Genomic DNA, 26,187 nt, shown 5'->3' with positions numbered 1-26,187 from the left:
ACAGCTCACGGAACGTCACATGCGGTCGGCGGGAGAAGGAACCCGTCCAGATGCAGGCAGAAACGATCTGTCAGAACGGGTGGTTGTTCCGGGACACTGGACACGGGCTGCACCGCGCCGAGGGCAGCCTCTATGATCGGCACACTTTCCTGCACCGACACGGCTTGTGCGGCCGCCCCGTCCGGCCGACCACGCGAGAGACCCATACGAAGAACGACTGCACTGCGGGAGCGAGCGGTGAGCGGAACGTCCGAAGGGCCGGCAACCGCGGGAGACCTCGCCCGGCCGACCGTCACAGAGCGTCACGTCGACACGTCTTCTCGTGTGCCCGCCGGGTCCTCCCCCGGCCCGTCCGCCCCTCCCGCGGCCTGCGCGCCGCCCGCGGCACCGGCGCTGCCGGCCGGGCCGGCGGACGCCCCGGCGGGGGACGCGGCGTCGCCGCGCGCCTTCCAGGCCGCCTTCGCCACCGCGCCGCTCGCGATGGCCGTCGTCGACCGCGAGGGCACCGTCGTCACGGCGAACGCGTCGCTGGCGGTACTGCTGGGCGTCGAGGCGGCGGCGATCGCCGGCCGCTCCGCCTCCGACCTGGTGGACCTCGCCTCCGACGCCCGCACCTGGCAGGCCTACCGCGAGGTCCTGGGCGGCGGGCAGGGCCGGCTGCGCTGCACCCGCCGCCTGAAGCACCCCGACGGCCACTCGCTGTGGGTGCAGATCACCGTCACCCCGCTCCCCCCGCAGGAGCAGGCCGTCCTGGTGTCCGTCGCCGACATCGGCCCCCGGCGTGAACTCCAGGCCCGGCTGCGGCACTTGCAGATGCACGACCCGGTGACCCGGCTGCCCAACCGCACCCTGTTCTTCGAACGCCTGACGGCGGCCCTGGAGGCCGAGGCGCACGAGGAGGGCGGCACCGGCCGGATCGGGCTGTGCTATCTGGACCTCGACGGTTTCAAGGCCGTCAACGACACCCTCGGGCACCGGGTCGGGGACCGGCTGCTCGCGGCGGTCGCCGAACGGCTGACCCGCTGCGCGGACGAGGCGGGGCAGGCGCGGGCCGCGGCCCCGCTGGTGGCCCGGCTCGGCGGTGACGAGTTCGCGCTGCTCGTCGAGGACTCGACCGGCACCGAGCAGGTGGCCGACCTCGCCCAGGCGGTCCTCACCGCGCTCCGGGCGCCGTTCGACCTGTCGGGGCAGCGGCTGTCGCTGTCGGCGTCCATCGGCGTCGTCGAGCGGCGCGCCGCCGGGACGAGCGCCACGGGGCTCATGCAGGCCGCCGACACGACGCTGTACTGGGCGAAGGCCGACGGCAAGGGCCGGTGGACGCTGTTCGACCCGGAGCGCAACGCGCACCGCATGACACGCCAGGCCCTGTCGTCCACCCTGCGCGCCGCCGTCGACCGCGGTGAATTCGCCCTGGAGTACCAGCCGTTGGTGGGCATGGAGGACGGCGGTGTGCACGGGGTGGAGGCGCTGGTCCGCTGGAACCACCCGCGCTTCGGCATGCTGACGCCGAATCGGTTCATCGGACTGGCGGAGGAGGACGGCTCGATCGTGCAGCTCGGCCGCTGGGTGCTGGCCACGGCCTGCCGGCAGGCGCGCCGCTGGCAGCTGGACCACCCGGACGCGCCGCCGCTGTTCGTCAGCGTCAACGTCGCCGTGCGGCAGGTCTGGGACTCCGATCTGGTCGCGGACGTGGCGGAGATTCTGGCGGAGACCCGACTCGCCCCGCATCTGCTCCAGTTGGAGCTGACGGAGTCGGCGGTGATGGGCTCGGCGGGCCGGCCGCTCCAGGCCCTCCAGGCGCTCAGCGACATGGGGGTGCGCATCGCGATCGACGACTTCGGCACCGGGTACTCCAACCTCGCCTACCTCAGCCGGCTCCCGGTGTCGGTGCTGAAGCTGGACGGCTCCTTCGTCCGGGGCTTCCAGTACGAGAACGCCGACGGGACCTCCGCCCACCCCAACCCCGCGGACGAGGTCATCGTCGAGGCGCTCATCCAGCTCGCGCACCGGCTGGGGCTGACCGTCACCGCCGAGTGCGTGGAGACGGCCTCGCAGGCCTCCCGGCTGCGTGGGATCGGCTGCGACACCGGCCAGGGGTGGCTGTACTCCCGGCCGGTGGCACCGCACCTCATCGCGGAGCTGCTGACCTCGGGCGCCTGCCCGCTGGCCTGATCCGCTCCCCCGAGGCGGCCCCGCGCTCAGGCCCCCGCGGCCGCCTCGGGCAACCCGTAGGCGTCGGCGATGAGTTCGTAGGAACGCAGGCGGACGTCGCCGCTGTGCGCGTTGCCGGTGATCATCAACTCGTCGGCACCGGTGCGCTTGTGGAGGTCGTCGAGGCCGGCGCGCACCTCGTCGGCGGTGCCGTGGAGCACGTTCGCGTTCCAGGAGTCGACGAACTCCCGCTCCATCGCGCTGAACGCGTAGCCCTCCGCCTCCTCCGGCGTGGGGACGAGCCCCGGACGGCCGGTACGCAGCCGGACCATGCTCAGGGCGGCGGCCAGCACCTGGCGGCGGGCCTCGCGCTCCTCGTCGGCGGCGAGCGCCGAGACCCCGATGAGGGCGTAGGGGGCGTCCAGGACCGCACTCGGCCGGAAGGACTCGCGGTAGAGGTCGAGTGCCGGGAGGGTGTTCTGCGCCGAGAAGTGGTGGGCGAAGGCGAACGGCAGGCCGAGCACTCCGGCCAGGCGAGCGCTGAAGCCGGACGAGCCGAGCAGCCAGACCGGCGGGCGGTGCGGGGACTGCACCCCGCCGGGCGAAGTGGACTGGACGGGGCCGGGTACGGCGTGGATGCGCGCGTAAGGGTGCCCGTCGGGGAAGTCGTCGTCCAGGAAGCGGGTGAGCTCGGCGAGTTGCTCGGGGAAGTCGTCGGCGCCCTCGTTCAGCCGCTCGGTGCGGCGCAGGGCTGCGGCCGTGGCCCCGTCCGTGCCCGGCGCCCGCCCGAGCCCGAGGTCCACGCGCCCGGGGGCCAGGGCCTCCAGGGTGCCGAACTGCTCGGCGATGACCAGGGGGGCGTGGTTGGGGAGCATCACGCCGCCGGAGCCCAACCGGATGCGGTCCGTGTGCGCGGCCAGGTGGGCGAGGATCACGGCGGGCGAGGAGCTGGCCACGCCCGGCATCGAGTGGTGCTCGGCCACCCAGTAGCGGTGGAAGCCGCGGGACTCCGCGAGGCGGGCGATCTGCACGCTGGTGCGCAGCGCCTCGCTCGCGGTGCGGCCCGCTCCCACGGTGACCAGGTCCAGTACGGAGAGCGGGACCGGGGCGGCACCCCGTGCCGTACCGCGGATCTCGCCCGTCTCGGCCGTCTCGTCCACCGGGGGTGCCTCCTGTCACTGCGCGATCGTTTCCTCGCGGCTGCCAACAGGAGGCCGGCTCCGTTTATTCCTCCGGCCCCCGCGGGACGCCTTCCGGCCGCCGGGCGGGGCACGGGGGGCCGGCCCCCGGCTCCCCACCCCGCTCCGGCGGGACCGCGCGCGAGGCCGCGCCGCGCACGGCGGAGGGCCGTTACGCCTGGACCACCGGCTCCCGGGTGAAGAGGGCTCCCAGCTGCGGGGCGTGCACGCGGCGGTCGGTGAGGCGCAGGGCCTCCCAGACCGACACCTGGTTGGCCGTGAGGACGGGCTTGCCCAGCTCCCGCTCCAGGTCGGCGAGGTGGGACGCCGTGTGCAGGGCCGTGTCGGGCAGCAGCACCGCCTCGGCGTCCGGACCGTCCACCGCGCGGGCCAGGGCGAGCACCCGGTCGTACTCCCAGGTGCCGACCTCGGCGGCGGTGACGATCCCGGAGGCGGTCACGGCCGTCACCTCGACCCCCGCCTCCTTGAGGAACGCGGCGAAGAGGGCGGCCACGTCGTCGGGGTAGGTGGCCCCGACCGCCACGCGGTGCGCCCCGATCTCCTGGACGGCGTGCGCGAAGGCGAAGGACGTCGAGGACGCCGGGATACCCGCCGCCCGGGCGAGGCCGCGCACCTGGTCGTGGGCGCCCTGCCAGCCGCGGACGAAGCTGCCGCTGGTGCAGGCCCAGACCACGGCCTCCGCTCCGGACCGGCGCAGCTCCTCGACGCCCGCCTCCAGGCGCTCCGCGGACCCCATCTCGTGCAGGGCGTCGACCCGGTGGGCGTCCTCCCCGATGTCGGTGTGGACGACGGTCAGGCGGACGTCGCTGCCGAGCAGCTGCTCCATGCGCGGGTAGTCGTCCTCGGCCGAGTGGCCGGGGTAGAGGAATCCGAGTGCGGTCATGCCCAACCTTCCTGTTCTTCCGGCAGTACCGGACCCCGGCGGGCGGCCGGATCGACCAGACGCTGATAGGGGCCCACGGCTCGGGTACCCAGTTGGCGCAGTGCCGCCCACATCGTCACCTGGTTGGCCGAGATCACCGGAATCCGCAGCTCGGCCTCCAGCTGCGGGATGACGTCGTAGGTCGCAAGGTTGGTGCAGCTGATGAAGAGGGCGTCGGCCTGCCCCCCGACGGCCCGGCGGGCCATGTCGGCGACGTCGCGGTACGGGACCTTCCAGATGTGCCGGGTCAGCCCCATGAAGGCGCGGTCGGTGACGACGATGCCGGCCTCGGCGAGGTACTCCTCCAGGGACTGGGTGACGGAGACGGTGTACGGGGTGACCAGGGCGATCCGGCGGGCGCCGAGTTCCGCCAGGGCGTCGAGGAGGGCTCCGGAGGTGGTGAGCGAGGGGAGCGCGCCCGCCCGGGTCATCGCCTCGCACATGGCCTTCTCCCCGGCGACCCCGCCGACGAAGCTGCCCGAGGTGCACGCGTAGGCGACGACCTCGGGCGAGACGGCGTTCAGGGCGCGCACCGCGTCCCCGAGCGTCTCGTGCTCGGAGACCAGCCGGGCCAGGTCCAGGCTGACCTCGACCGGCACGAACGGGGTCCGCGTGAGATGCAGGGAGACCTCGTCCGGGACCCAGCGCCACAGTTCGCGGTCGAGGGCGAAGTCGAACGGGGCGACGACGCCGACCCCGCGCTGCGGCTGTGGACCGCCGAGAAAGGAAACGTCCATGCTGACACCGGCCTCACGAAGGGAAACAGGCACGCAACGGACCGTGTTCGGGCCCGTGTTGACGAAGGTAGGTTCGGGTGCGAGCGTGGTCAATCCGCGCATCTCAGACGACTTCGACCCCTGTACGCCCGCACGTCTCCCGGCCATCCCGCCCCGGACCACTCCAGAGAAGCGGACTCGCATTGCGAAACGGTTTCGCCCGATGAACGCCCGTATGTCCCCCGCCCCGTCCTCCCCTCCGTCCTCTCCCGCCACACTGCTCGTGCTGGACGCCGAGCCCCTCCCCCGCCTCGGCCGGCTCACCGGACGCGTGCGGATCGAGCACGCCGACGAGTCGAGCCTCGCCCGGAAGCTGCCGCACGCGGACGCGCTGCTCGTGTGGGACTTCACCTCGCACGCGGTGCGCCGGGCGTGGCCGGGCGAGGGGCCGCGCCCCCGCTGGGTGCACACCGCGAGCGCCGGCGTGGATCATCTGATGTGCCCCGAACTGGCCGCCTCCGACACGGTGGTGACGAACGCGCGCGGCGTGTTCGACCAGCCCATCGCGGAGTACGTGGCGGCGCTGGTGCTCGCCATGGCGAAGGACCTGCCGCGGACCTGGGACCTCCAGCGCGAGCACGCGTGGCACCACCGCGAGTCCCAGCGGGTGGCGGGCACCCGGGCCTGCGTGGTGGGCTCCGGGCCGATCGGGCGGGCCGTCGCCCGCACCCTCAAGGCACTCGGCATCACGACCGCCCTGGTCGGCAGGACGGCCCGCACCGGCGTCCACGGGCCCGAGGAGCTGGACCGGCTGGTGGCCCGCGCCGACTGGGTGGTGTGCGCGGCGCCGCTCACCGCCGAGACGCACGGCATGTTCGACGCCCGGCGCTTCGGGACGATGCAGCCCTCCGCCCGGTTCGTCAACGTCGGCCGCGGTCAGCTCGTCGTGGAGGAGGCGCTCGCCGAGGCGCTGTCCAAGCACTGGATCGCGGGCGCCGCCCTCGACGTCTTCGCGGACGAACCGCTGGACCCCGACAGCCCGTTGTGGCGCCTCCCGGGCCTGATCGTGTCACCGCACATGAGCGGGGACACGATCGGCTGGCGGGACGAACTGGGCGCCCAGTTCGTGGAGTTGTACGAGTGCTGGGAGGCGGGTAGGCCCCTGCGGAACGTGGTCGACAAGAAGCGCGGGTACGTACCCGGACACTGAACCGCCGTGGAGGGGCCGATGTCGGAACTCACCGAGCTGACCGCCGTACAACTCGTCGACGGCTACCGCAAGGGCGAATTCGGACCCGAGGAGGTGACCCGCGCGGCCCTGGAACGGGCCGAGCGGGTGCAGCCGGCCGTGAACGCCTTCGTCCGGCTGCTCGCGGACGACGCCCTGGCGCGGGCCCGCGCGTCGGCGGACCGGTGGCGACGCGGGGAGCCCGCGGGCCTGCTGGACGGCGTGCCCGTGACGGTGAAGGACATCCTGCTGCTGCGCGGGCATCCGACGCTGCGCGGATCGAGAACCGTGAGCGAGCGGGGCCCCTGGGACGAGGACGCGCCGTCGGTGGCCCGGCTGCGCGAGCACGGCGCGGTGTTCCTCGGCAAGACGACGACACCCGAGTTCGGCTGGAAGGGCGTCACCGACTCGCCGGCGTCCGGCGTGACCCGCAACCCCTACGACCTCGCGCGCACCGCGGGCGGCTCCAGCGGGGGCAGCGCGGCGGCCGTCGCGCTCGGCGCGGGCCCGCTGTCGCTCGGCACCGACGGCGGCGGCAGTGTGCGCATCCCCGCCGCCTTCTGCGGCGTCTTCGGGCTGAAACCCACGTACGGCAGGGTGCCGCTGTATCCGGCCAGCGCCTTCGGGACGCTCGCGCACGTGGGCCCGATGGCCCGGGACGCCGCCGACGCGGCGCTGATGCTCGACGTGATCGGCGCGCCGGACGCCCGCGACTGGTCCGCGCTCGGCCCGCCCGGCGACTCCTTCGCCACCTGCCTGGACGCCGGGGTGCGCGGGCTGCGCGTCGCGTTCTCGCCGTCCCTCGGCGGGCAGGTGGCGGTCGCCCCGGGGATCGCCGCGGCGGTCCGCCGTGCGGTGGAACGGCTGGCCGGTCTCGGCGCCCATGTCACCGAGGCCGACCCCGACTTCGCCGATCCGGTGGAGGCGTTCCACACCCTGTGGTTCAGCGGTGCGGCCCGGGTCACGCAGGGACTGGGCCCCGAGCGGCGGGCGCTGCTCGATCCGGGGCTGCGGGAGATCTGCGAGCGGGGCGCCCGGTACAGCGCGCTGGAGTACCTCGCCGCGACCGACGTCCGGATGGCGCTGGGCCGCCGGATGGGGCTGTTCCACACGAGGTACGACGTGCTGGTCACGCCGACTCTGCCGCTGACGGCGTTCGAGGCGGGCGCCGAGGCGCCCGCCGGTTCCGGCCGGCGCCGCTGGACGGGGTGGACCCCGTTCACGTACCCCTTCAACCTGACGCAGCAGCCCGCCGCGACCGTCCCCGTCGGGACGGACGGGCAGGGGCTGCCGGCCGGGCTTCAGATCATCGCCGCCCGGCACCGGGACGATCTCGTCCTGCGCACGGCGCACGCCCTGTACGCGGCGGGGGCCGCCGGGGTCGCCCCGCCGGCGCCGCCGCTCCCCTGACGCCCGGCCGGGCCGGGCGCCGGCGCGCATCCGGCCCGGACCGCGCGGCGGGGCCCCGCCCCGGCGCCGTCAGGCCCGGCGGAAGCTGAGCGTCTCGCCGGCGGCGCCGGTCCGCCACAGGTCGTTGCAGGCCGCGGCCATCTCGTCGAGCCCGTCCACCAGCCGGCCCCACACGATGCCCGGGACCCAGCCCACGTCCCCGTTCAGGAGCAGGTTGTTGCGCTCGTAGAAGAGCGCGAGGTCGACCACGGTGGTACCGGGGCGGACGTCGGCGCCGTAGCCGTATGCCTTGGTGCCGAGTTCCGTTCCCGCGAAAGCGAAATAGCAGAGGTCTCCCGGAATGGGGGTAACTGTCGGATTTTCCAGCGGCGGCTCTGATTTCGCGAAAGGGGGGAAAAGAGCGTAGATCTCGTTGCGCGCGTATTTCGCGTGGTAGACGTCGCCGCTCAGCGGGAGGGCGTCCCACACCGCCGCGCAGGTGATCGGCGCGCGGTCGTCCAGGAGTTTCGCGGTGCAGTGCACATCGCGCTTGACCAGGGAGACGTCGATGAATCGATCAGCCATGCGTTCCATGGTCCCCCTCCGGTCAAGAGCGCGTCCGATCACACACGACCGAAATCGATCCGAATACTTCGCATGGTCTCGGGTAGCCGCGCCGCCATGGCTCCACCACTTGGGAAAAGACGTGGAAATGACCGTGAAGACGACAGACAACCGTCAGGCACCACACGCCGGTCGCTGCTCGCCGGGGTCGCCGCGCTCGGCGCGCTCGGCGCGGCGGGGTGCAGCCGTGTGGCCACGGCGTCCTCGACGAGCGGCGGCGAACTCCTCGACCGGCTGAGGGCCCAGGGCATCGTCCGCCTCGGCATCGCCGGCGAGGTGCCGTTCGGCTACATCGACAAGAACGGCGACCTGACCGGGGAGGCGCCGGAGCTGGCCAAAGCGGTCTTCAAACGGCTGGGAGTGGACAACGTCCAGCCCGTGCCGACCGAGTTCGGCTCCCTCATACCCGGGCTCAACTCCCAGCAGTTCGACGTCGTGTCCGCCGGGATGTACATCAACCCCGAGCGGTGCGAGCAGGTCATCTTCGCCGACCCCGACTACCAGATGCTCGACGCGTTCATCGTGCGCAAGGGCAATCCGAAGGGTCTCCACGACTACAAGGACGTCGTGGAGAAGAAGGCCAAGTTCGCCACGGGTACCGGCTACGCCGAGATCCAGTACGCGGTCGAGGCCGGGTACAAGCAGAGCGAGATCCTGATCGTGCCCGACCAGGTGGCCGGGCTGAACGCGGTCGAGGCCGGCCGCGCCGACGTCTTCGCCGGGACCGCGCTGACCGTCCGCGAGGTCGTGAAGAAGTCCGCCAAGGCGGAGAGCACCAAGGCGTTCGCCCCGCTGGTCAAGGGCAAGCCGCACGTCGACGGCGGCGGCTTCGCCTTCCGCTCCTCGGAGACCAGGCTGCGGGACGCCTTCAACGCCGAACTGCGCAAGATGAAAGCGAGCGGCGACGTCTTCCGCATCCTCAAGCCGTTCGGGTTCACCGAGGACGAGATGACCGACATGACCGCGAAGGAGCTGTGCCGCGGATGACATCGGGACTCTGGGAACTCGTACTCAAAGGCATCTGGGTCACGGTCCAACTGCTGTTCTGCAGCGCCCTGCTGGCGGGGGCCGTGTCCTTCGCCGTCGGCATCGCGCGCACCTCGCGGCTGTGGATCGTCCGCTTCCTCGCGGGCTTCTACACCGAGGTGTTCCGCGGCACCTCCGCCCTGATCATGATCTTCTGGGTGTACTTCGTGCTGCCGCTGGCCTTCGGCTGGCAGCTCGTCCCGCTGTGGGCGGGCACCCTGGCGCTCGGGCTGACGTACGGCGCGTACGGCTCGGAGATCGTGCGCGGCGCGCTGAACGCGGTCGACCCGGCCCAGCGTGAGGGCGGTATCGCGCTCAGCTTCACGCCCTGGCAGCGGATGCGGCTGATCCTGCTGCCGCAGGCGGTGCCGGAGATGATCCCGCCGTTCAGCAACCTGCTGGTCGAACTGCTCAAGGGCACCGCGCTGGTGTCGGTGATGGGCATGGGCGACCTGACGTTCAGCGCCAACCTGGTGCGCCTGGCGCTCCAGCAGAGCGCGGAGATCTACACGTACGTCCTGCTCGTCTACTTCGTCATCGCCTTCCTGCTGACGCGGCTGATGCGCGGGCTGGAGAAGCGGCTGAAGACCGGCGTCGGCAAGGAGCCGGACGCCCTGCCGGCCCGGGAGCTGAAGCGGGCCGAGACGGCCGGCGTGGGCGCCGGGGCGGGTACCGCCGCGGGCGGGGGTGACTCATGAGCACCACGGACCTCATGGAGACGACGACCGGAGGTGCCTCATGACGTGGGACTGGAACGCAGTCGGCGACTTCATGCCGCACTTCTGGGACGGGCTGCTGGTCACCCTCCAGGCGCTGGCCCTCGGCTCGGTGATCTCGTTCGCGCTCGGCCTGGTGTGGGCCCTGCTGATGCGGACGCCGTCGCGCTGGGTGCGCTGGCCCGTCGGGGTGGTCACCGAGTTCGTCCGCAACACCCCGCTGCTGGTGCAGCTGTTCTTCCTCTTCTACGTGCTGCCCGAGTGGAACGTCACGTTCTCCGCGCTGACCACCGGTGTGGTCGCGATCGGCCTGCACTACTCGACGTACACGATGCAGGTCTACCGGGCCGGCATCGAGGGCGTGCCCGCGGGCCAGTGGGAGGCGGCGACGGCGCTCAGCCTGCCCGCCCGGCGCACCTGGACCGCGGTGATCCTGCCGCAGGCGATCCGGCGTGTGGTGCCGGCGCTCGGCAACTACGTCATCTCGATGCTGAAGGACACCCCGCTGCTGATGACGATCACCGTGCTGGAGATGCTCGGGGAGGCGCGGCTGTACTCACAGCAGCACTTCCAGTTCACCGAGCCGCTCACGGTCATCGGTGTGGCCTTCATCCTCATTTCCTACCCGGCTTCCCTGCTGCTGCGAGCCCTGGAGCGACGCCTTGTCCGCTGACACGAACAACGACACCGGTCCCGCGAAGGACCTCGCCAACCCCAAGGTCGACGGCAGCGAGCTGATCCGTTTCGACCGGGTCACCAAGCGCTTCGGGGACAACACCGTCCTCGACGGGCTCGACTTCGGCGTCGACTCCGGCAAGCACGTCACGCTGATCGGGCCGTCCGGCTCCGGCAAGACGACGATCCTGCGGCTGCTGATGACGCTGACCAAGCCGGACGAGGGCACCATCACCGTGGCCGGCGACCGGCTGTTCCCCGCGGACGAGAAGCAGGTCCGCGAGGTCCGCAAGAAGATCGGCATGGTCTTCCAGCAGTTCAACCTGTTCCCCAACATGAGCGTGCTGCGCAACGTCACCGAGGCACCGGTGACCGTGCTCGGCATGTCCAAGGACGAGGCGGAGGTCCGGGCGCGCGAGCTGCTCGACCTCGTCGGCCTCGCGGACAAGTGCGACGCGCGGCCGGGCATGCTGTCCGGCGGCCAGCAGCAGCGGGTGGCGATCGCCCGCGCCCTGGCGATGCGGCCGCAGGTGCTGCTCCTGGACGAGGTGACGTCGGCGCTGGACCCGGAGCTGGTCGCGGGAGTCCTCGACGTCCTCCGTGACATCGCCCGCACCACGGACATCACCATGCTGTGCGTGACCCACGAGATGAACTTCGCCCGGGACATCTCGGACCAGGTCCTCATGTTCGATTCCGGCCACGTCATCGAGTCCGGCCCGCCGGAGAAGATCTTCAGCGATCCGGAGCAGGAGCGGACCCGGGAGTTCCTCAGCGCCGTGCTGTGACGGCGGCGAGGGGGCGGGGCGCGGCGGGCGGGTGTGGACGGGAAGGCGGGAGGTCCGCCGCCTAGACCATGCCCGCCGGGCCATGACCTCGGCATATGCCGGACGGTGCGCTCCCGCCGGGCGGCCCGGAGCGCACCTCGAATCTCGTCAACGGACGCTCCCGGGCGGCTCCTTGACGGCTATCGTGGAGTGAGCCCAGCCGTCCGGCCCGACGTCTTTTTCGAGCCGGGCCACGAAGCGCAGGGGGAGACCGTGGCGCTGAAGCACGAGCCGACCGCGTCGTACCACTCGACCCAGGACGCCCTGCGCGTCCTGGAGACGGTGGCCCGGCACGCCGCGGGTGTCACCGGCACCGAGCTCGCCCGGGCGACCGGCCTGGGCGGCGACCGGCTCACCCCGCTGATGCGGATGCTGCGCCGGGAGGGATACGTCGAGCAGGTGGCCGACGGCGCCTACGTGACCGGCGCCTCCCTCAGCCGCCTCGGTTCGGCCGAGGGCCGCGACCAGGCCGTGCGCGACACCCTCCAGCAGACCCTCGACCGGCTCCGGGACTCGGTCGGGGCCGCCGTCTACGTCAGCCGGTACATCGACGGCGAGGTGCAGGTCACGCAGTACGCGGACAGCCCGGCCACCCCCGCAGTCAACGAGTGGGTGGACTTCCGCTCCTCCGCGCACGCCAGCGCGGTCGGCAAGAGCCTGCTGGGCCAGCTCGACCACGCGGGCCGGCGCGACCACCTCGCCCGGCACAGGATGGCCCGGCTCACCTCGCGGACCATCACCAGCGAGCGGCTGCTGCTGTCCCGCCTGGACTCCCAGCCGGCCACCGTGCCGGTCCTCGACCTCCAGGAGTACGCGATCGGCACGGTCTGCGCGGCCGTCCCGCTCACGGCGGGCTCCGCGGCGGGCTGCCTCGCCCTCTCCCTGCCCGTGGAGCACGCCCACCGGCTCCGCGAGGCCGCGGACACCCTGAACCGCGAAGCGGCGCCCGTCCTGCTGTCGCTCACCCTCTAGTGCCCTGACCGGCACCAGTGCGGCGCGCGGCGTCCGGCACGGCTCCGGGCGGAAGGCGATCCGGCAGGGGCCCCGGGCCTGCGCCGGGCCGCCGCCGGCGGGGTGCCGGACGGGTGTCCGCGGGGTGGCGGGCGGGTGGTCGGAAGCACCCCGCAGGACCAGGTAGTATTTCCTTCGTCGCCGACCGCGGAAGCGGGAGGCGGGAGTCATGCGCCGCTAGCTCAGTTGGTTAGAGCAGCTGACTCTTAATCAGCGGGTCCGGGGTTCGAGTCCCTGGCGGCGCACCTCGACGAAGGCCCCCCACGCACGTGGGGGGCCTTCGCGTCTCTCTGCCCGCCGCGGTCCGGAGCGGGTCGGGATCGCGCCGGGGCCCGCCTCAGAAGGTGACGTCCGCGCAGGAGTAGAACGCGTTCGCCGTGTCCGCGACCGTCCACACCCCGAGGATGACGTGGTGCCCGCTCTTGCCGCTCGGCAGGGTGCCGGTGTGCGAGAGCGTGGACGGGGGGCGCTGCCCGTTGTAGGGGACCGTCAGGAACGGGGTGGTCTCCAGGTCCGCACGGGTCAGCGCGTGGTTCTGGTTCCAGCCGGTCTTGGTGACGAAGTACTTGAAGTCGGTCGTCGCGTGCATCGCGGTGAACTGCCAGCGGAAGCTGTAGCTCTGCCCCGACGCGACCCTGGTCGTCGGCCAGGCCGCGCCCGAGGGGGTGCGGGGCTGGTCGAGCTGGCCGAAGTTGGCGTGGCCCGCCGAGCAGATGTGCCCGTCGGCGGGACCCGCCGCCGGGAAGCCCTTGAGGCCCTCGACGCTCTGCGGCTCCCACTGGATGTCGCCGCAGTTGGCGACGCTGCCGCCGCTCGCGCACATCTTCTGCCGGCTGAGGGGCTGGTCGGTGTACCCGTGGGCGCTGGCCCCGCCGGTGGAGAGCACGAAGGTGCCCGCCGTGGCGAGGCCGACGGCCGCCGCGTACATCCTCGTCTTGCCTCGGGTGCGGGACGTGTTCGTCCGTTTGCGCATGCTGACGCTCCTGGAGGACGTGGGGGAGGTTCTCTGAGCCGTGCGCGCGACGCTTAGGTCTAGACCAAGTCCCAGATTATGGGCGACCGTTGAACATGTCCATACCAATCACGGAGCTGTCCGAGGCGCCCCGTCCCGCGGGCGGCCGGCGGTCGCGCCGGCCGCCCGCGGGGACGGCTACGAGGTGACCTCCCCGCGCCCGGTGCAGAACGCCACCGTGAGGTCCTTCACCAGCGCCTTGCGCTCGTAGTCGTCCAGTTCGACCAGGCCGCGCACGGTCAGCCGGGTCACCGTCTCCTCCACCGAGTCGACGACCGAGCCCAGCACGCTGTCCCGGTGCTGCGCGTCCAGGGCCGCGATCCGGCGGCGCTGCATCACGGCGGCGATCTCCGGCGCGTACTCGATCCGGGTCGGCTGCGCGGAGAAGACCTCCAGGCCGACGGGCTCGGTGTCGGCGGCCACCATCCGGGTCAGGGCCTCCCCGACCGCGTCCGTGTTGCGCAGGGTGAGGTCCTTGACCACCGCGGGGGGCAGTTCGGCCGGCTGCTGCGAGAGAACCCGGGACAGCGCCGCCTCGACGCACTCGCGCAGGTACGTCTGGTGGTCGTCGACGCCGAGCGCGGCGCGCGCGGTGTCCTTGACGCGCCACACCACGAGCACCACCACGCGCAGCGCGACGCCGTTCGCGTCGACGACCGACATCGGCTCGCTGCGCCAGTGCCGCAGCCGGACGTCGACCCGGCGGCGCAGCACCAGGGGGTTGACCCACATGAGCCCGGTACGGCGGACCGTGCCGCGGTAGCGCCCGAAGAGCCCGAGCACCCAGGCCCGCCCGGTCCGGCCGCGGGCTAGACCGCCGAAGCCGAACAGCGCGAGGGTGCCCGCCCCCGCGTACGCCGCCCACTGCGCGGGGCCGAGCCCGGCGCCGGCGGCCGGGGGCAGGCGCAGGGCGTCGAGGGCGACGGACGGCAGGGCACCCGCCCACCACGAGGTGACCGCGCAGCCGGCCAGGCCGCAGGCGCCGGCGAGGACGCCCGCGAGCCCGGGGAGCACCCGGGCGGGACGCTCCACGAGGTCGGGGTCGGCCTGCGGTACCGGGCGGGCCGGCCTGCCGGGGGCGGGGCGGCGCACCCGGGGCTGTTCCCCGGTGCCGCGCCGCCGCCCCACGACGGCCGGGGCGAGCGGCACCGCCGCGGGTTCGGGGTCGTCGCGGAAGAGCAGGTGGACGGGGATCTCGGTGGTCACCTCGTTCTGGATGAGCCGCACGGACCGCGGGCCGCTGTCCGCGGGGCCGCCCGGCCGCGGTCCGGGCGAGGCCCTGCCCTCTGGGTCCGGGGTGTGGTCCGGGGTGGGGGACGTCGTCGTGGTCATAGCTTCCTCCATGCCTCCGCGCCTGGAAGGGTGTTCACGAGCCGTGGAACGGACCGGCCGGCGAGTCGGCCGGTCCGGGGGTGCGGGCCGGCGCCCCGGGACGCGCACCCTTCGCGTCCCGGGGGGTGCGGGCCGGCCGCTCAGGAGAAGAGCCGCCGCCAGGTCTCCGGGCCGGGGTAGCCGTCGGCGGCACCGCCGCGCCAGCCCTGCGCCCGCTGGAACGCCTCGACGTTGCGGCGGTCCGCCTCGCTCCAGCGGGGCCCCGGGCCTGTCGTGTAGAAGGTCCCGAACCCCTTCTTGACCAGCTGCTGTCCCAGCCGGGTGACATGGGCGTTGTTCGCTCCGGGCCGGAACATCGCGCGTCCGGGGAAGGCGGGGACGGGTTGCGAGGTGCCCGTGCCCGGGGTCCCGGGGCTCGTCGTGGCGGCGGGGATGTCCTTGCCCTTCCCGCCGGTGAGGTAGGCCCAGGTGGTGGGTCCGGGCAGTCCGTCGGCGTCCGCACCGGTCCAGCCCTGCGCCTTCTGGAACGCCTGGGTCGCCCGCTGGTCCGCGGCGCTCCAGCGGGGCCCGGGGCCGGTGGTGTAGAAGCGGGCGCCGCCCCGCTCCACCAGGTGCCGGCCCAGTTCGGTGACGTGGTCGTTGTTCGCGCCGGGCCCGAAGTACGCGGCCCCCGGGAACGGGGTCGGCACGGCGGGCGGCTCCGGCGTGGTCGGCTCCGCGCCGGGCGCGCCCTCCGCCAGGCCCTTGTAGCGGTAGGGCACGTAGTGGTCGGAGTTGGACCAGTACGCGTAGGGGGTGGACTGCTTCCGGGTCCGCGGCGGGGTCTGCTCGTAGGCGACGTAGTAGGTGTGGGTGTAGTCGGTCCAGCCGCCGAAGATGACGACGTGGGAGCCCTTCTGCGGGTTGGCCGGGTTGTGGAAGAGCAGCATGTCCCCGGGCTGCAGCTGGTCACGGGTGATCCGCACCCCGAAGGCGTCGAGGCTGCCCGTCCACTCGTTGCCCGGCAGCCCCCACGCCATGGACACGAAGCCGGAGCAGTCCTGCCGGTAGCCGTCCTTCCAGTAGGCGGTCATGCTGTACGGCACCTTCGCGTCGATCCAGGTCTTGGCCCGGTTGATGATCTCCGCCCGCGTGGTGGCCGGCGTCCGGGAGGTCTGACCGGACGGGGCCGGGTCCTTCGTGGAACCGTGCAGCGGCGCCTTGGTGCCCTGCGGGGTGTCCGGTTCGTCGTCCGCCGGAGCGCCCGGCCGGGCGGGTCCGTGCGCGGCGGCGAGGGCCGGCACCGACTGCCCCGCCGCGAGCAGCGTGCCCGCCGTCGCGGCCAGCGCGAGCGCCATGGGGGTCCGCCCGGCCCGGGTGAGGCCGAGCACGTGGGAGAGGGTCGCCGGGTGGCCCGCGAGGCCGCCCGCCCGGAACCCTGGGGGCAGGACGCGCCGCCAGTGGACGCATCCGGGGCAGTCGCAGTCGCTCGCGGGATCGAGTTCCTCGAATACCGGAGTCTCCATGCGATGCCCCTCACACTCCAGATTGAAATGTCCGCATTTCTGCACAATCGTCAGTTTCTCAACTGTCGCCGGGTGTCGCATGTTGACGGTCCGAATGATGTACGGGACCCCTCCCACCTGGTGCGGAGCCCCGCGCCGCGGTCGGGAGCACCCCGGGGGATCGGGTAGAGTTCTCGCGTCAGCAGGCGCCGCTAGCTCAGTTGGTTAGAGCAGCTGACTCTTAATCAGCGGGTCCGGGGTTCGAGTCCCTGGCGGCGCACCGACCGAAGGGCCCCCTCGCCATGGCGAGGGGGCCCTTCGCCATGCCCCGGAACCCCCTCCCGAAGGTCCCTGTCCGTCCCATCTTCGTACACCCGTCCCGATTAGCTCGTATGACCGGTTAACAGAGCGTTTCGCACCTTGCGATCATGAAGGCAGACGTAGAACCCTGGGCCCCCAAGCGGCTGCCGATCGACGGCGGTTGCGCGCAGTGGGGGTTTGGCCGGTCGCGGCTCCAGGGGGTGGGGGCCCCGTGCACGACCGACGCCGAGGGGGGCGTCGTGCGACCGGAACACCGGTGACGGCCGTCCGCGGGATGCGGACACGGCACTCCGGCTTTCCATGACACGTCCGGAACGGTCCAGGGGGGACCCGGCGGACGAAGAGAGACGACGGACACGCGCCCTCGGCGCGTGTTGGGGGGATGACTCATGACGTCGACACCGACGGGCGCCCGGAAGGACTCCGACCCGTCCGGGACGACCCGGCCGAGGACGCCGTCGCACCGGACCGGCGGCTTCCGCAGAATCAAGAGCACGCTGCCGAGATACGACTACGAGCACTACAGCCGCCTCGCGGGCCCGCTCACCGAGCCCGACCCGGGCCGGCCCTACACGGTGCAGTACCGCTCCCTGCTCTCGCAGGAACCGCACCGCCTCAGGGCGGCGCTCATGCTGGGCGCCGCCCCCCTGCTGTCGCTGGTCCTGCTCGGCTGGCTGCTCCGGCCCGAGCACTGGACCGAACGCGACTATCCGGCCCACGACTTCCTGCCGGCCCTGGACGTCGTGATGCTCGTCTCGATCGGCCTGATCGAGTTCTTCCGCTGCATGAACGTGCTGTCGAACGCGCACGCCACGCTGGTCGCCCGCGACCCGGTGCCGGTGGTGCCCGAATCCGGCACCAGAGTCGCCTTCCTCACCTCGTTCGTGCCCGGCAAGGAGCCGCTCGCCATGGTGACGAAGACCCTGGAGGCCGCCGTCAGGCTGCGCCACCGGGGCCTGCTGCACGTCTGGCTCCTCGACGAGGGCGACGACCCGGAGGTGAAGGAGGTCTGCGCGCGCCTGGGCGTGCACCACTTCACCCGCAAAGGCGTCGAACGGTGGAACCGGCCCACGGGCGCGCACCGTGCGAAGACCAAGCACGGCAACTACAACGCCTGGCTGGAGGCGCACGGAGACGCCTACGACTACTTCGCCTCCGTCGACACCGACCACGTGCCGCTGCCCAACTACCTGGAGCGGATGCTCGGCTTCTTCCGCGACCCGGACGTGGGCTTCGTGATCGGGCCGCAGGTGTACGGCAACTACGACAACCCGATCACCAAGGCCGCCGAGTCGCAGCAGTTCCTCTTCCACGCCCTCATCCAGCGGGCCGGCAACTTCTACGGCTCCCCGATGTTCGTCGGCACCTCCAACGCCGTGCGCATCAGGGCGCTGCGGCAGATCGGCGGGCTGTACGACTCGATCACCGAGGACATGGCGACCGGCTTCGAGATGCACCGCGCCAAGAACCCGGCGACGGGCCGCAGATGGAAGTCCGTGTACACGCCGGACGTGCTGGCCGTCGGCGAGGGCCCGGGTGCCTGGACGGACTTCTTCACCCAGCAGCTGCGCTGGTCGCGGGGCACCTACGAGACGATCCTCAAGCAGTACTGGAAGGGCTTCGCCACGATGCCTCCGGGCAAGCTCTTCAACTACACCATGATGATCATCTTCTACCCGATGTCGGCGCTCAACTGGATTCTCGCCGCCCTGAGTTGCGCCCTGTTCCTCGGGCTCGGCGCCTCCGGCGTCAACATCGACCCGACGGTGTGGCTGATGCTCTACGGCAACGCCTCCGCGCTCCAGATCGGCCTCTACATCTGGAACCGCCGGCACAACGTCTCCCCGCACGAGCCGGAGGGGTCCGGCGGGGTGGCGGGCATGGTGATGTCGGCGCTGTCCGCGCCGGTCTACGCACGGTCGCTGCTGGACACCGTGCTGCGCCGCAAGAGCCGGTTCGTGGTGACGCCCAAGGGCGACTCGGCGAGCCCCGACACCCTGTTCGGGACCTTCCGCATCCATCTGTTCTTCGTCCTCGTCTTCGGCGCCTCGATCACGGCCGGCTTCGTGTTCGGGCACGCCCACCCCGCGATGATCACCTGGGGCACCCTCGCCCTGCTGATCACCGCGTCGCCGATCCTCGCCTGGCGCTGGAGCCTGCGCCGGGAGCGGCTCGGGCCGCCGGCGGCGTCCGCGGCCGAGCGCCCGGTCCCGGCCCCCGTCGCACAGCAGGAGGAGCACGCGGCGCAGCACCGGCCCCGCTGGGCCGAGGCGGACGGGACCGCCGGCGACCAGACCATGCAGATCGCCCTGGGGGGACGTAAGAAATGAAGGACGGTGCCCGTCGCCGCCGCGCCCGCAGACTCGGCATCACCTCGGTGGTGGTGCTCGCGCTGGCCGGGATGAACGGACCGTGGCTGTACCGCTTCGGGACGGACCGGTATCACCAGTACACGATCGACAAACCGGAGTACAAGGCCGCCAACGGCCACTGGGACGTCGTGCAGTTCCCGAAGGAGTACCGCCTCAACACGATCCACGCGGCCCTGCTGCACACGGGCAGGGTTCTGCTCGTCGCGGGCTCCGGCAACAACCAGCGGAACTTCGACGCGAAGAAGTTCGACACCAGGATCTGGGACCCGGTCAAGGGCACGATCAAGAAGGTCCCGACGCCCGCCGACCTCTTCTGCACCGGGCACACCCAGCTCGCGAACGGCAACCTGCTGATCGCGGGCGGGACCAAGCGGTACGAGACGCTGAAGGGCGACGTCACCAAGGCGGGCGGGCTGATGGTGGTCCACAACGAGAACCCGGACAAGCCGGTGACGCTGCCCGCGGGCACCGCCTTCACGGGCAAGGAGAACGGCAGGACGTTCGTCTCCAAGGACCCGGTCCTGGTCCCGCGCGCCAAGAAGGTCTTCGACCGCAAGACCGGCGCGTTCCTGCGCAACGACCCGGGCCTCGGCCGCATCTACGTCGAGGCGCAGCGCAGCGGCCGGAGGTACGAGACGGGCACCCAGGACAACTACCGGGTCCGGGGGCTGCGCGGCGCCGACGCCCGCAACACCTACGGGATCGCCCAGAAACTCGCCCTGGACAAGAAGGACTTCCAGGGCATCCGGGACGCCTACGAGTTCGATCCGGTCGCCGAGCGGTACATCAAGGTCGACCCGATGAACGAGGCCCGCTGGTACCCGACGCTGACCACCCTCGGCGACGGCACGGTCCTCGGCCTGTCCGGCCTGGACGAGATCGGCCAGCTCGTCCCCGGCAAGAACGAGGTCTTCGACCCCGAGACCCGCAGGTGGCACTACACCAAGGGCGTCCGGCAGTTCCCGACCTACCCGGCCATCTCGCTGATGCAGAACGGCAAGCTCTTCTACTCGGGCTCGAACGCCGGCTACGGCCCCGACGACGTGGGCCGCGACCCCGGCGTGTGGGACCTGCGGGCCAACACCTTCACCAAGGTGCCCGGGCTGAGCGACCCGAACATGATGGAGACCTCCGGCACGGTGCTGCTGCCGCCGGCGCAGGACGAGAAGTACCTGGTCATCGGGGGCGGCGGGGTCGGCGAGTCCAGGCTGTCCAGCCGCAGGACCCGGCTGGTCGACCTCAAGAAACCGCATCCGCGGTTCGTGGACGGCCCCCTGCTCGACAAGGGCACCCGCTACCCGCAGTCCTCGATCCTGCCCGACGACACCGTGCTGGTGTCCGGGGGCTCGGAGGACTACCGGGGGCGCAGCGACTCCAACATCCTCCAGGCGCGGATCTACACGCCGGGCACCGGCCGCTTCGACCGGGTCGCCGATCCGCTGGTGGGCCGCAACTACCACTCGGGGTCGATCCTGCTGCCCGACGGCCGCGTGATGTTCTTCGGCTCCAACTCGCTCTACGCGGACAAGGCCAACACCAAGCCCGCCCCGTTCGAGCAGCGCATCGAGATCTACACGCCGCCGTACCTGTACCGGGACGCGCGGCCCTCCCTGTCCGGGGGGCCCCGGACGATCGCCCGGGGCGGCTCGGCGACGTTCGCCTCGGCGCACGCCTCGTCGATCAGGACCGCGCGGCTGATCCGGCCGAGCGCGTCGACCCACGTGACCGACGTCGACCAGCGCTCCATCGCCCTCGACTTCACCCGGACCGGGAAGGGCATCTCGGTGACGGTGCCGAAGAACCGCAACCTGGTCCAGTCCGGCTGGTACATGCTGTTCGTGACGGACGATCAGGGCACGCCCAGCAAGGCCCGGTGGGTGAAGGTGCCCTGAGGGCGGGCGCCCCGGTCCGCGAGGGCGCCCTCCGCTCCGGCGGAGGGCGCCCTTCGTGCGGAGCGGGTGGGGCGGGAGTGCGTGCGGCGCGACGCGGCGTCCGCGACGCGCCCTACTGGGAGGCCCGGGCGAGACGGAGCGCGTACGCGGGCCACCAGTCCCCCGCCTTCGGGCCGCCCTTGCAGGTGCCGTCCGACTCGCCGGGCCGCTTGATCCACAGGTAGGCGTCGACGAGCGGGTCCGCGGTGGCCGTCGTCGGCTTCTCGCCGAGGGCGCGGCCGGGCGGATTGCACCAGTTCTCCTCGGGACGGCCCGCCGTGTACGGCCCGTTGCCGTTGCGGCTGGTGTCGACGACGAAGTGCTTGCCGCCGACCTTCGCCGCGAGCTGCTTGCCGTAGGCGATGGAGTCCTCGGTGGAGTAGAAGTTCGAGACGTTGACGGAGAAGCCGTCGGCGCGGTCCACCCCGGCGGCGCGCAGCGGCCCGAAGATCTCATCCGGGTGGCCCCAGCCGGCGTTGCCCGCGTCCAGGTACACCTTCGTGTCCCCCAGACCGGTGAGCCGGGTGACGGCGCCCCGGAGCAGGTCGTAGCGCTCCTCCCGGAACTGCCGCGGCGTGCACTGGTCGACCAGGTGCAGCAGGGCGTCGGGTTCGAGGATCACCGTGGCCGGGCGGTCCCCGATGCCCCGTGCCACGCCGTCGATCCACCGGCGGTAGGCGGCGCCGTCGGCGGCGCCGCCCCGGGAGAACTGGCCGCAGTCGCGGTGCGGGATGTTGTAGAGGACCAGGAGCGCCGACCGGCCGGCCCGCTCCGCCGCCTCGGTGAAACCGCGCGCCTCCGCCTCGGGGTCGTCCGGGCCGATCCACTCGCCGGTCGGCTGGCCGGCGATCTTGCGGATCTGCCCGGCGTCGGCGCTCCGGCCCGCCTCGGCGTAGGCGGCGACCTGTTCGGCGGCCTTCCCGTCCGGGTTCACCCAGAACGGGCCGGTGTTCCCGGGCTGCCGGGCGGCCGGGGTCCCCGGCTTCCCGTGCGAGCCGCCGCCCGCTCCCTGGTGCGTGCACCCGGCGAGCAGCAGGGCGGCCCCCAGCACCGCCAGCGGCGCGCGCACTCCGGCGCCCCGTTTGCCGTACATCCAACTCCCCCTCGAATGCACCGTCTTGAGAGGCAATCGTGACATACCCACCCGGGTCGCCGAGGGGTCTTGGCCGGGTGTCCGGGAGCTGTTACAGCGCCGTCACGCCGCCCCCGCGACGGGCATCGCGTCCGCTCCACCCGGAGGCCCGCCGGGCCCCTCCCTGCGGCGCCGTCCGCGTGGTCGCGGGCGGCCGGCTCATCCGGTGCGACCGGTCAGGTAGGCGGAGACGACCACGTTGGCGGTGTAGCTCCCGCTCCTGCGGTCGAAGGTCCCGCCGCAGGTGACGAGCCGCAGTTCGGCCCGCCCCGGCACCCGCGCCCCGTAGGCCCGCCGGGCGTCGAAGCGGTCGCGGGGCAGCACGTCGACGTCGTCCACGGTGAACTCGGCGACGGCGCCGTCGTCGCGCGCCACCCGGACGGTGTCGCCGGGGCGGACGGTGGCGAGCGCGTGGAAGACCGCGGGCCGGGTGTCGGTGTCGACATGGCCGGCCATCAGCGCCGTGCCCGCGGCGCCCGGCGCCACCCCGGCGGCGTACCAGGCGACGACGCCCGGCTGGTCGTAGGGAGGCGTGTCGAGGGCACCCGTCCGGTCGAGCCCGCGTGCCACGACCGGTGCCTGCACCCCGGCCGCGGGGAGGTCGATCCGCTGCGGGCGGGCGGTGCCGAGCGGCCTGAGCGCGGGCGGCAGCCGCACCTCGGTCGGACGCCCGAGGGCCGCGATGTCCCCGGCGGCCGGTGCGGACACCTCCGTGCGGACCTCCGTCAGTCCGCTCCCCCACAGCCAGAGGCCGAGCAGGAGCACCAGCCAGGCGAGAGCGGCCGGCAGCCGGCCGGTGCCGCCGGCGCGTTCCCGTTCGGCCATGTCAGTCGCGGCCGTCCTGGCCCCGGCGGCTGCTGCGGACCGCGACGGCGACGGCGGCGACACCGGCGAGCACCAGACCGGTCACCGCCTGCCGGGTGCCGGGGCCGGCCTCGTGCGCGTCCACCGAGCCGAAGTGGGCGGTGGCGCCGCCGCCCGCGCGCACCGGGGCGACGGGCGAGGCGGGCGCGGTCGCGGTGGGCGTCGCGGCCGGGTCGGCGACGGTGACGGTGCCGCGGACCCGGTCGGTGCGGCCGTCGCAGGTCACCTCGACGGGGTAGCTGCCGGGGCGGACGGTGCTGCGGACGCGGGTCTCGCCGACCAGCCCGCCGCCGGCTCCCCCGGTCAGCCGCGCGTCCGCGACGAAGGCCGCCGAGACCGCGGTGCCCGTCCGGCCGGCGCAGCCCGTGGCCCGCAGCCGGATGTCGCTGCCGGAGGCGGGGCCCGCGGGAGTCACGGAGAGGCCGGCGGGCCCGGTGTCGGCGGCGTGGGCGACGGGCGGGAACACGGCGGCGACCACCGCCCCCGCACAGAGAGTGAGTCGCACTGAGCGCATGGTGGAACCTCCAGACACCTGGAGACTCCCCCGCGCGGCGGCGGCCCGCATCCTCAGCGGCCCGCCGTTGCTCCGTACGGGTCCGTCCGGGGCGTCGGAGGTTTCGCGGGCGCCCGGGCGGGCCCGTACGGGGACGGGCCCGCCCGGAGGCCCGCGGGGCGGTCAGACGCGGTCGACGAGGTCGGCGATCGAGTCGACGACCAGGGACGGGCGGTAGGGGTGGCGCTCGATCTCGTCGGGCGTGGTCAGCCCGGTCAGCACCAGGAAGGTCTGCATCCCCGCCTCCAGACCGGCCAGCACGTCGGTGTCCATGCGGTCGCCGATCATCGCGCTGGTCTCGGAGTGCGCGCCGATGGCGTTCAGCCCGGTCCGCATCATCAGCGGGTTGGGCTTGCCCGCGAAGTAGGGCTGCTTGCCGGTGGCCTTGGTGATCAGGGCGGCGACGGCGCCGGTGGCGGGCAGCGGGCCCTCGGTGGAGGGGCCGGTCTCGTCCGGGTTGGTCGCGATGAAGCGGGCGCCGCCCTTGATCAGCCGGACCGCCTGGGTCATGGCCTCGAAGGAGTAGGTGCGGGTCTCGCCGAGGACCACGTAGTCCGGCTCGTGGTCGGTCAGGACGTAGCCGATGTCGTGCAGCGCGGTGGTCAGGCCGGCCTCGCCGATGACGTACGCGGTGCCGCCGGGGCGCTGGTCGTCCAGGAACTTGGCGGTGGCCAGGGCGGAGGTCCAGATGTTCTCGACCGGCACGTCCAGGCCCATGCGCCGCAGCCTGGCGTGCAGGTCGCGGGCGGTGTAGATGGAGTTGTTCGTCAGGACCAGGAAGGGCTTGCCGGATTCCCGCAGCTTCTTGACGAAGGCGTCGGCGCCGGGGATGGGCACGCCTTCGTGGATGAGGACACCGTCCATGTCGGTGAGCCAGGACTCGATGGGCTTGCGCTCTGACATGTGCTGGGTCTCCTGCCGTCCTGTGGCGTACGTACGCTCGCGATCCGGGGGCGCCGGAACGACGCTGTGCCGACGGCCCCAGCCTAGTGCCGGGGCGGTGTGGTCCCGGGCCCGGCCGGGACCACACCGCCCGGGTCAGCCGGCCGTGACGGAGACGCCGTCGATCACCCAGTACCAGTTGTTCCCGCCGGTGTAGCGGAACCGGATCCGGGCGGTCCGCGCCCCGGCGGGGACCTGGAGGGTCACCTTCTCCACCCGGGAGGAGGTGTCGGCGGTGTACGTCTTCACGCCGACCGGCGCCGCGCCGTCGTAGGAGACGAGGACCTCGCCCTTCTGCGGCGGCTCCTGGCGGTAGTAGGTGGTGTAGGTGAGGGTGGCGGGGGCGCCCGGGGTGACCGGGTAGGCGGGGCTGACGAGGGTGGAGTCGAAGGTGCCCGAGAAGCCCTTGTCCTGCCACTCGTCCCCGTCGGCGACCGCGAACACGTCGCGGGCGCGCACATTGCCCTCACGGCTCTGGTCCGCCTGCGCCTTGGTCCAGAACTCGTCCGTGGTGAAGGACCAGCCGCGCCACTCGGTGACACCGCCGGTGCCCATGGCGGAGTTGTCGACGGACCAGCCGCTCGGCGGGGTGTGGGTGAAGCCGAGCACGCCCGCGCCGATGCCGGTCTCGTCGACGCGGGTGGCGAGCAGCGGGCGCAGCGCGTCGAAGTCGTCCGGGGCGGGCTGCTGGACGGGCCGTCCGTCCAGGCCCCAGGCGGGGTCGATGGCGATGCCGAGGTGGGCGAGCGCGGAGGCGGCGATGTCCGGCATCTTGACGTCGTGGCGCACCGAACCGGCGGCCAGGGTCGGGCCGGTCGCGATCATGAAGGTCTGCCGTTCGGGCCAGCTCGACCCGCCGTGGCCGCCCGCGTCGGTGTGCCCGTGGTCGGCGGTGACCATGATCAGCCAGTCCTCGGAGGCGTACGTGGCCCGGGCCTTGACGGCGGCGACGATCTGCCCGACCTGGGTGTCCACGCCGTGGATGGCGTCCAGGTACTCCCGGCTCGCGGCGCCGTGGCTGTGGCCCGCGTGGTCGACGTTGTCGAGCTGGACGAACATCGCGTCGGGGTCGGCGGTGCGGAGCCGGGCGACGGCGCGCGAGGTCGTGCCGGCGTCGTACTCGGCGCTCGGGGTCGACACCCGGGTGTCGACCTCGGCGGAGAAGACGGTGTCCGTCAGGGGCGCCCAGGAGGAGACGGCGTAGGTGGACAGGGACGGCCTGGCGGTCTCGATCCGGGTGAGGAAGTCCGGGTACCGCGCGAACCTCTGGCCGGTGAAGGTGTTGTCCTTCACGTTGTGCTTGTCGGGCCAGACGCCGGTGATGAGGGTGGACCAGCCCGGGCCGGAGAGGGTGGGCGCGAGGGGGTTGGCGTAGATGCTGCTGGGCGCGGTGAGGCCCGCGGCCATCAGGGCGTCGAGGTGGGGGGCGTCGGCGTCCTTGACGCGGTCGAGCAGGGTGCCGTCGAGGCCGATGACGAGGACCTTGGGGGTCTTGGCGGCGGCACGGGCGACGGACGCGAGCGGTCCGGCGGCGAGGGCGAGGCCGGCCGCGGAGGCCAGCAGGGAGCGACGGGACATGCGTGACGACACGTGATCCTCCGGAAGGGGGGACGAGGGTGTGGAGCACGGATGGGACAGCGGGGTGAGGCGCGTGGGGCACGGTGACGCCCCCGGCGGTCCGGGTCCGGGGGCGGCGCGGGAGGGGGATGTGCGGGGGCCGCCGGCCCTGGGGGCGGGCTCGGATCGGCCGGTGATGGTTC

22 protein-coding genes and 2 tRNA genes are annotated in these 26,187 nt (G+C 72.8%); 12 read left to right on the top strand and 12 right to left on the bottom strand.

Annotation, left to right across the window (positions count from 1 at the left end):
• Positions 1–237: 237 nt before the first annotated feature.
• Positions 238–2,172 (top strand): putative bifunctional diguanylate cyclase/phosphodiesterase, encoded by a 1,935-nt coding sequence (locus ACGFS9_RS07225; RefSeq protein WP_393251347.1) that lies wholly within the window; start codon positions 238–240, stop codon positions 2,170–2,172.
• A gap of 26 nt (positions 2,173–2,198) precedes the next feature.
• On the opposite strand, the gene ACGFS9_RS07220 is transcribed toward ACGFS9_RS07225, so the two are convergent.
• From ACGFS9_RS07220 to ACGFS9_RS07210, 3 genes are all read right to left on the bottom strand, one after another.
• The gene (locus ACGFS9_RS07220) at positions 2,199–3,311 is read right to left on the bottom strand and encodes an LLM class flavin-dependent oxidoreductase (protein WP_393251346.1); all 1,113 of its coding nucleotides are present in this window, start codon (positions 3,309–3,311) and stop codon (positions 2,199–2,201) included.
• A 190-nt stretch (positions 3,312–3,501) separates the two neighbouring features.
• Positions 3,502–4,233, bottom strand: coding sequence for an aspartate/glutamate racemase family protein (locus ACGFS9_RS07215; RefSeq protein ID WP_393251345.1), 732 nt, complete (start codon positions 4,231–4,233; stop codon positions 3,502–3,504).
• A complete protein-coding gene (locus ACGFS9_RS07210; RefSeq protein ID WP_393251344.1) occupies positions 4,230–5,009 on the bottom strand; it encodes an aspartate/glutamate racemase family protein in 780 nt (259 codons plus the stop codon). Before ACGFS9_RS07210 ends, ACGFS9_RS07215 begins: the two co-directional genes overlap by 4 nt.
• 202 nt (positions 5,010–5,211) lie before the next feature.
• Between ACGFS9_RS07210 and ACGFS9_RS07205 the strand changes: the two genes are divergently transcribed.
• Both ACGFS9_RS07205 and ACGFS9_RS07200 read left to right on the top strand, forming a co-directional pair.
• Positions 5,212–6,198 carry a D-2-hydroxyacid dehydrogenase gene (locus ACGFS9_RS07205; RefSeq protein ID WP_393251343.1) on the top strand — a complete coding sequence of 329 codons (987 nt, stop codon included), beginning with the start codon at positions 5,212–5,214 and terminating at the stop codon, positions 6,196–6,198.
• Positions 6,199–6,216: 18 nt separating this feature from the next.
• Positions 6,217–7,626: an amidase gene (locus ACGFS9_RS07200; RefSeq protein ID WP_393251342.1), complete on the top strand. Its 1,410-nt coding sequence runs from the start codon at positions 6,217–6,219 to the stop codon at positions 7,624–7,626.
• A gap of 69 nt (positions 7,627–7,695) precedes the next feature.
• Here ACGFS9_RS07200 and ACGFS9_RS07195 read toward each other — a convergent pair whose 3' ends face one another.
• Positions 7,696–8,190, bottom strand: a complete 495-nt coding sequence (locus tag ACGFS9_RS07195; RefSeq protein ID WP_393251341.1) for a DUF3830 family protein — start codon at positions 8,188–8,190, stop codon at positions 7,696–7,698.
• A 96-nt stretch (positions 8,191–8,286) separates the two neighbouring features.
• On the opposite strand from ACGFS9_RS07195, the gene ehuB reads away from it, so the two are divergent.
• The 6 genes from ehuB (at position 8,287) to ACGFS9_RS07165 (ending at position 12,729) form a co-directional block, all read left to right on the top strand.
• On the top strand, positions 8,287–9,216 hold the full coding sequence (ehuB, locus tag ACGFS9_RS07190; RefSeq protein ID WP_393251340.1) for an ectoine/hydroxyectoine ABC transporter substrate-binding protein EhuB: 930 nt from the start codon (positions 8,287–8,289) through the stop codon (positions 9,214–9,216).
• The gene (gene ehuC / locus ACGFS9_RS07185; RefSeq protein WP_393251339.1) at positions 9,213–9,953 is read left to right on the top strand and encodes an ectoine/hydroxyectoine ABC transporter permease subunit EhuC; all 741 of its coding nucleotides are present in this window, start codon (positions 9,213–9,215) and stop codon (positions 9,951–9,953) included. Before ehuB ends, ehuC begins: the two co-directional genes overlap by 4 nt.
• Before the next feature lie 40 nt (positions 9,954–9,993).
• Positions 9,994–10,644 carry an ectoine/hydroxyectoine ABC transporter permease subunit EhuD gene (gene ehuD / locus ACGFS9_RS07180; RefSeq protein WP_393251338.1) on the top strand — a complete coding sequence of 217 codons (651 nt, stop codon included), beginning with the start codon at positions 9,994–9,996 and terminating at the stop codon, positions 10,642–10,644.
• Entirely contained in the window at positions 10,634–11,434 is an 801-nt protein-coding gene (gene ehuA / locus ACGFS9_RS07175) for an ectoine/hydroxyectoine ABC transporter ATP-binding protein EhuA (RefSeq protein WP_393251337.1), read from the top strand. The genes ehuD and ehuA overlap by 11 nt, the downstream gene beginning before the upstream one ends.
• 252 nt (positions 11,435–11,686) lie before the next feature.
• Positions 11,687–12,445, top strand: a complete 759-nt coding sequence (locus ACGFS9_RS07170; RefSeq protein ID WP_393251641.1) for an IclR family transcriptional regulator — start codon at positions 11,687–11,689, stop codon at positions 12,443–12,445.
• A 210-nt stretch (positions 12,446–12,655) separates the two neighbouring features.
• Positions 12,656–12,729, top strand: a tRNA-Lys gene (locus tag ACGFS9_RS07165).
• A gap of 92 nt (positions 12,730–12,821) precedes the next feature.
• Here ACGFS9_RS07165 and ACGFS9_RS07160 read toward each other — a convergent pair.
• The 3 genes from ACGFS9_RS07160 to ACGFS9_RS07150 all read right to left on the bottom strand — a co-directional run bounded on the left by ACGFS9_RS07160 (position 12,822) and on the right by ACGFS9_RS07150 (position 16,333).
• The gene (locus tag ACGFS9_RS07160) at positions 12,822–13,457 is read right to left on the bottom strand and encodes a lytic polysaccharide monooxygenase (RefSeq protein ID WP_393251336.1); all 636 of its coding nucleotides are present in this window, start codon (positions 13,455–13,457) and stop codon (positions 12,822–12,824) included.
• A gap of 177 nt (positions 13,458–13,634) precedes the next feature.
• Complete coding sequence (locus ACGFS9_RS07155) at positions 13,635–14,828, bottom strand: SPFH domain-containing protein (protein WP_393251335.1); 1,194 nt, start codon at positions 14,826–14,828, stop codon at positions 13,635–13,637.
• A 140-nt stretch (positions 14,829–14,968) separates the two neighbouring features.
• Positions 14,969–16,333 (bottom strand): peptidoglycan-binding protein, encoded by a 1,365-nt coding sequence (locus ACGFS9_RS07150; RefSeq protein WP_393251334.1) that lies wholly within the window; start codon positions 16,331–16,333, stop codon positions 14,969–14,971.
• A 185-nt stretch (positions 16,334–16,518) separates the two neighbouring features.
• Between ACGFS9_RS07150 and ACGFS9_RS07145 the strand changes: the two genes are divergently transcribed.
• The 3 genes from ACGFS9_RS07145 (at position 16,519) to ACGFS9_RS07135 (ending at position 20,897) form a co-directional block, all read left to right on the top strand.
• Positions 16,519–16,592 (top strand) — tRNA-Lys (locus ACGFS9_RS07145).
• A gap of 430 nt (positions 16,593–17,022) precedes the next feature.
• Complete coding sequence (locus ACGFS9_RS07140; RefSeq protein ID WP_393251333.1) at positions 17,023–18,963, top strand: glycosyltransferase family 2 protein; 1,941 nt, start codon at positions 17,023–17,025, stop codon at positions 18,961–18,963.
• On the top strand, positions 18,960–20,897 hold the full coding sequence (locus ACGFS9_RS07135; protein WP_393251332.1) for a galactose oxidase-like domain-containing protein: 1,938 nt from the start codon (positions 18,960–18,962) through the stop codon (positions 20,895–20,897). The genes ACGFS9_RS07140 and ACGFS9_RS07135 overlap by 4 nt, the downstream gene beginning before the upstream one ends.
• A gap of 112 nt (positions 20,898–21,009) precedes the next feature.
• Here the strand turns inward: ACGFS9_RS07135 and ACGFS9_RS07130 are convergent, their stop codons facing one another.
• From ACGFS9_RS07130 to ACGFS9_RS07110, 5 genes are all read right to left on the bottom strand, one after another.
• Positions 21,010–22,029, bottom strand: a complete 1,020-nt coding sequence (locus tag ACGFS9_RS07130; protein ID WP_393251331.1) for a glycoside hydrolase family 6 protein — start codon at positions 22,027–22,029, stop codon at positions 21,010–21,012.
• A gap of 198 nt (positions 22,030–22,227) precedes the next feature.
• Entirely contained in the window at positions 22,228–22,893 is a 666-nt protein-coding gene (locus tag ACGFS9_RS07125; RefSeq protein ID WP_393251330.1) for a class F sortase, read from the bottom strand.
• Between the two features lies 1 nt (position 22,894).
• Positions 22,895–23,446, bottom strand: a complete 552-nt coding sequence (locus ACGFS9_RS07120; protein ID WP_393251329.1) for a hypothetical protein — start codon at positions 23,444–23,446, stop codon at positions 22,895–22,897.
• A 162-nt stretch (positions 23,447–23,608) separates the two neighbouring features.
• Entirely contained in the window at positions 23,609–24,388 is a 780-nt protein-coding gene (locus ACGFS9_RS07115) for an HAD-IIA family hydrolase (protein ID WP_393251328.1), read from the bottom strand.
• 135 nt (positions 24,389–24,523) lie between these two features.
• On the bottom strand, positions 24,524–26,005 hold the full coding sequence (locus ACGFS9_RS07110; protein ID WP_393251327.1) for an alkaline phosphatase family protein: 1,482 nt from the start codon (positions 26,003–26,005) through the stop codon (positions 24,524–24,526).
• Positions 26,006–26,187 lie beyond the last annotated feature (182 nt).

Source organism: Streptomyces sp. NPDC048566 (assembly GCF_043199735.1).
Lineage (GTDB): Bacteria > Actinomycetota > Actinomycetes > Streptomycetales > Streptomycetaceae > Streptomyces.
Note: the sequence above shows the minus strand (reverse complement) of the source record. Positions and strands in the feature narration are given on the sequence as shown.

Coding starts and splice junctions, on each gene's coding strand:
- ACGFS9_RS07215 (WP_393251345.1), bottom strand. CDS start 4,233: ATGACCGCACTCGGATTCCTCTACCCCGGCCACTCGGCCGAGGACGAC.
- ACGFS9_RS07210 (WP_393251344.1), bottom strand. CDS start 5,009: ATGGACGTTTCCTTTCTCGGCGGTCCACAGCCGCAGCGCGGGGTCGGC.
- ACGFS9_RS07205 (WP_393251343.1), top strand. CDS start 5,212: ATGAACGCCCGTATGTCCCCCGCCCCGTCCTCCCCTCCGTCCTCTCCC.
- ACGFS9_RS07200 (WP_393251342.1), top strand. CDS start 6,217: ATGTCGGAACTCACCGAGCTGACCGCCGTACAACTCGTCGACGGCTAC.
- ACGFS9_RS07195 (WP_393251341.1), bottom strand. CDS start 8,190: ATGGCTGATCGATTCATCGACGTCTCCCTGGTCAAGCGCGATGTGCAC.
- ehuB (WP_393251340.1), top strand. CDS start 8,287: ATGGCTCCACCACTTGGGAAAAGACGTGGAAATGACCGTGAAGACGAC.
- ehuC (WP_393251339.1), top strand. CDS start 9,213: ATGACATCGGGACTCTGGGAACTCGTACTCAAAGGCATCTGGGTCACG.
- ehuD (WP_393251338.1), top strand. CDS start 9,994: ATGACGTGGGACTGGAACGCAGTCGGCGACTTCATGCCGCACTTCTGG.
- ACGFS9_RS07160 (WP_393251336.1), bottom strand. CDS start 13,457: ATGCGCAAACGGACGAACACGTCCCGCACCCGAGGCAAGACGAGGATG.
- ACGFS9_RS07155 (WP_393251335.1), bottom strand. CDS start 14,828: ATGACCACGACGACGTCCCCCACCCCGGACCACACCCCGGACCCAGAG.
- ACGFS9_RS07150 (WP_393251334.1), bottom strand. CDS start 16,333: ATGGAGACTCCGGTATTCGAGGAACTCGATCCCGCGAGCGACTGCGAC.
- ACGFS9_RS07140 (WP_393251333.1), top strand. CDS start 17,023: ATGACGTCGACACCGACGGGCGCCCGGAAGGACTCCGACCCGTCCGGG.
- ACGFS9_RS07135 (WP_393251332.1), top strand. CDS start 18,960: ATGAAGGACGGTGCCCGTCGCCGCCGCGCCCGCAGACTCGGCATCACC.
- ACGFS9_RS07130 (WP_393251331.1), bottom strand. CDS start 22,029: ATGTACGGCAAACGGGGCGCCGGAGTGCGCGCGCCGCTGGCGGTGCTG.
- ACGFS9_RS07125 (WP_393251330.1), bottom strand. CDS start 22,893: ATGGCCGAACGGGAACGCGCCGGCGGCACCGGCCGGCTGCCGGCCGCT.
- ACGFS9_RS07120 (WP_393251329.1), bottom strand. CDS start 23,446: ATGCGCTCAGTGCGACTCACTCTCTGTGCGGGGGCGGTGGTCGCCGCC.
- ACGFS9_RS07115 (WP_393251328.1), bottom strand. CDS start 24,388: ATGTCAGAGCGCAAGCCCATCGAGTCCTGGCTCACCGACATGGACGGT.
- ACGFS9_RS07110 (WP_393251327.1), bottom strand. CDS start 26,005: ATGTCCCGTCGCTCCCTGCTGGCCTCCGCGGCCGGCCTCGCCCTCGCC.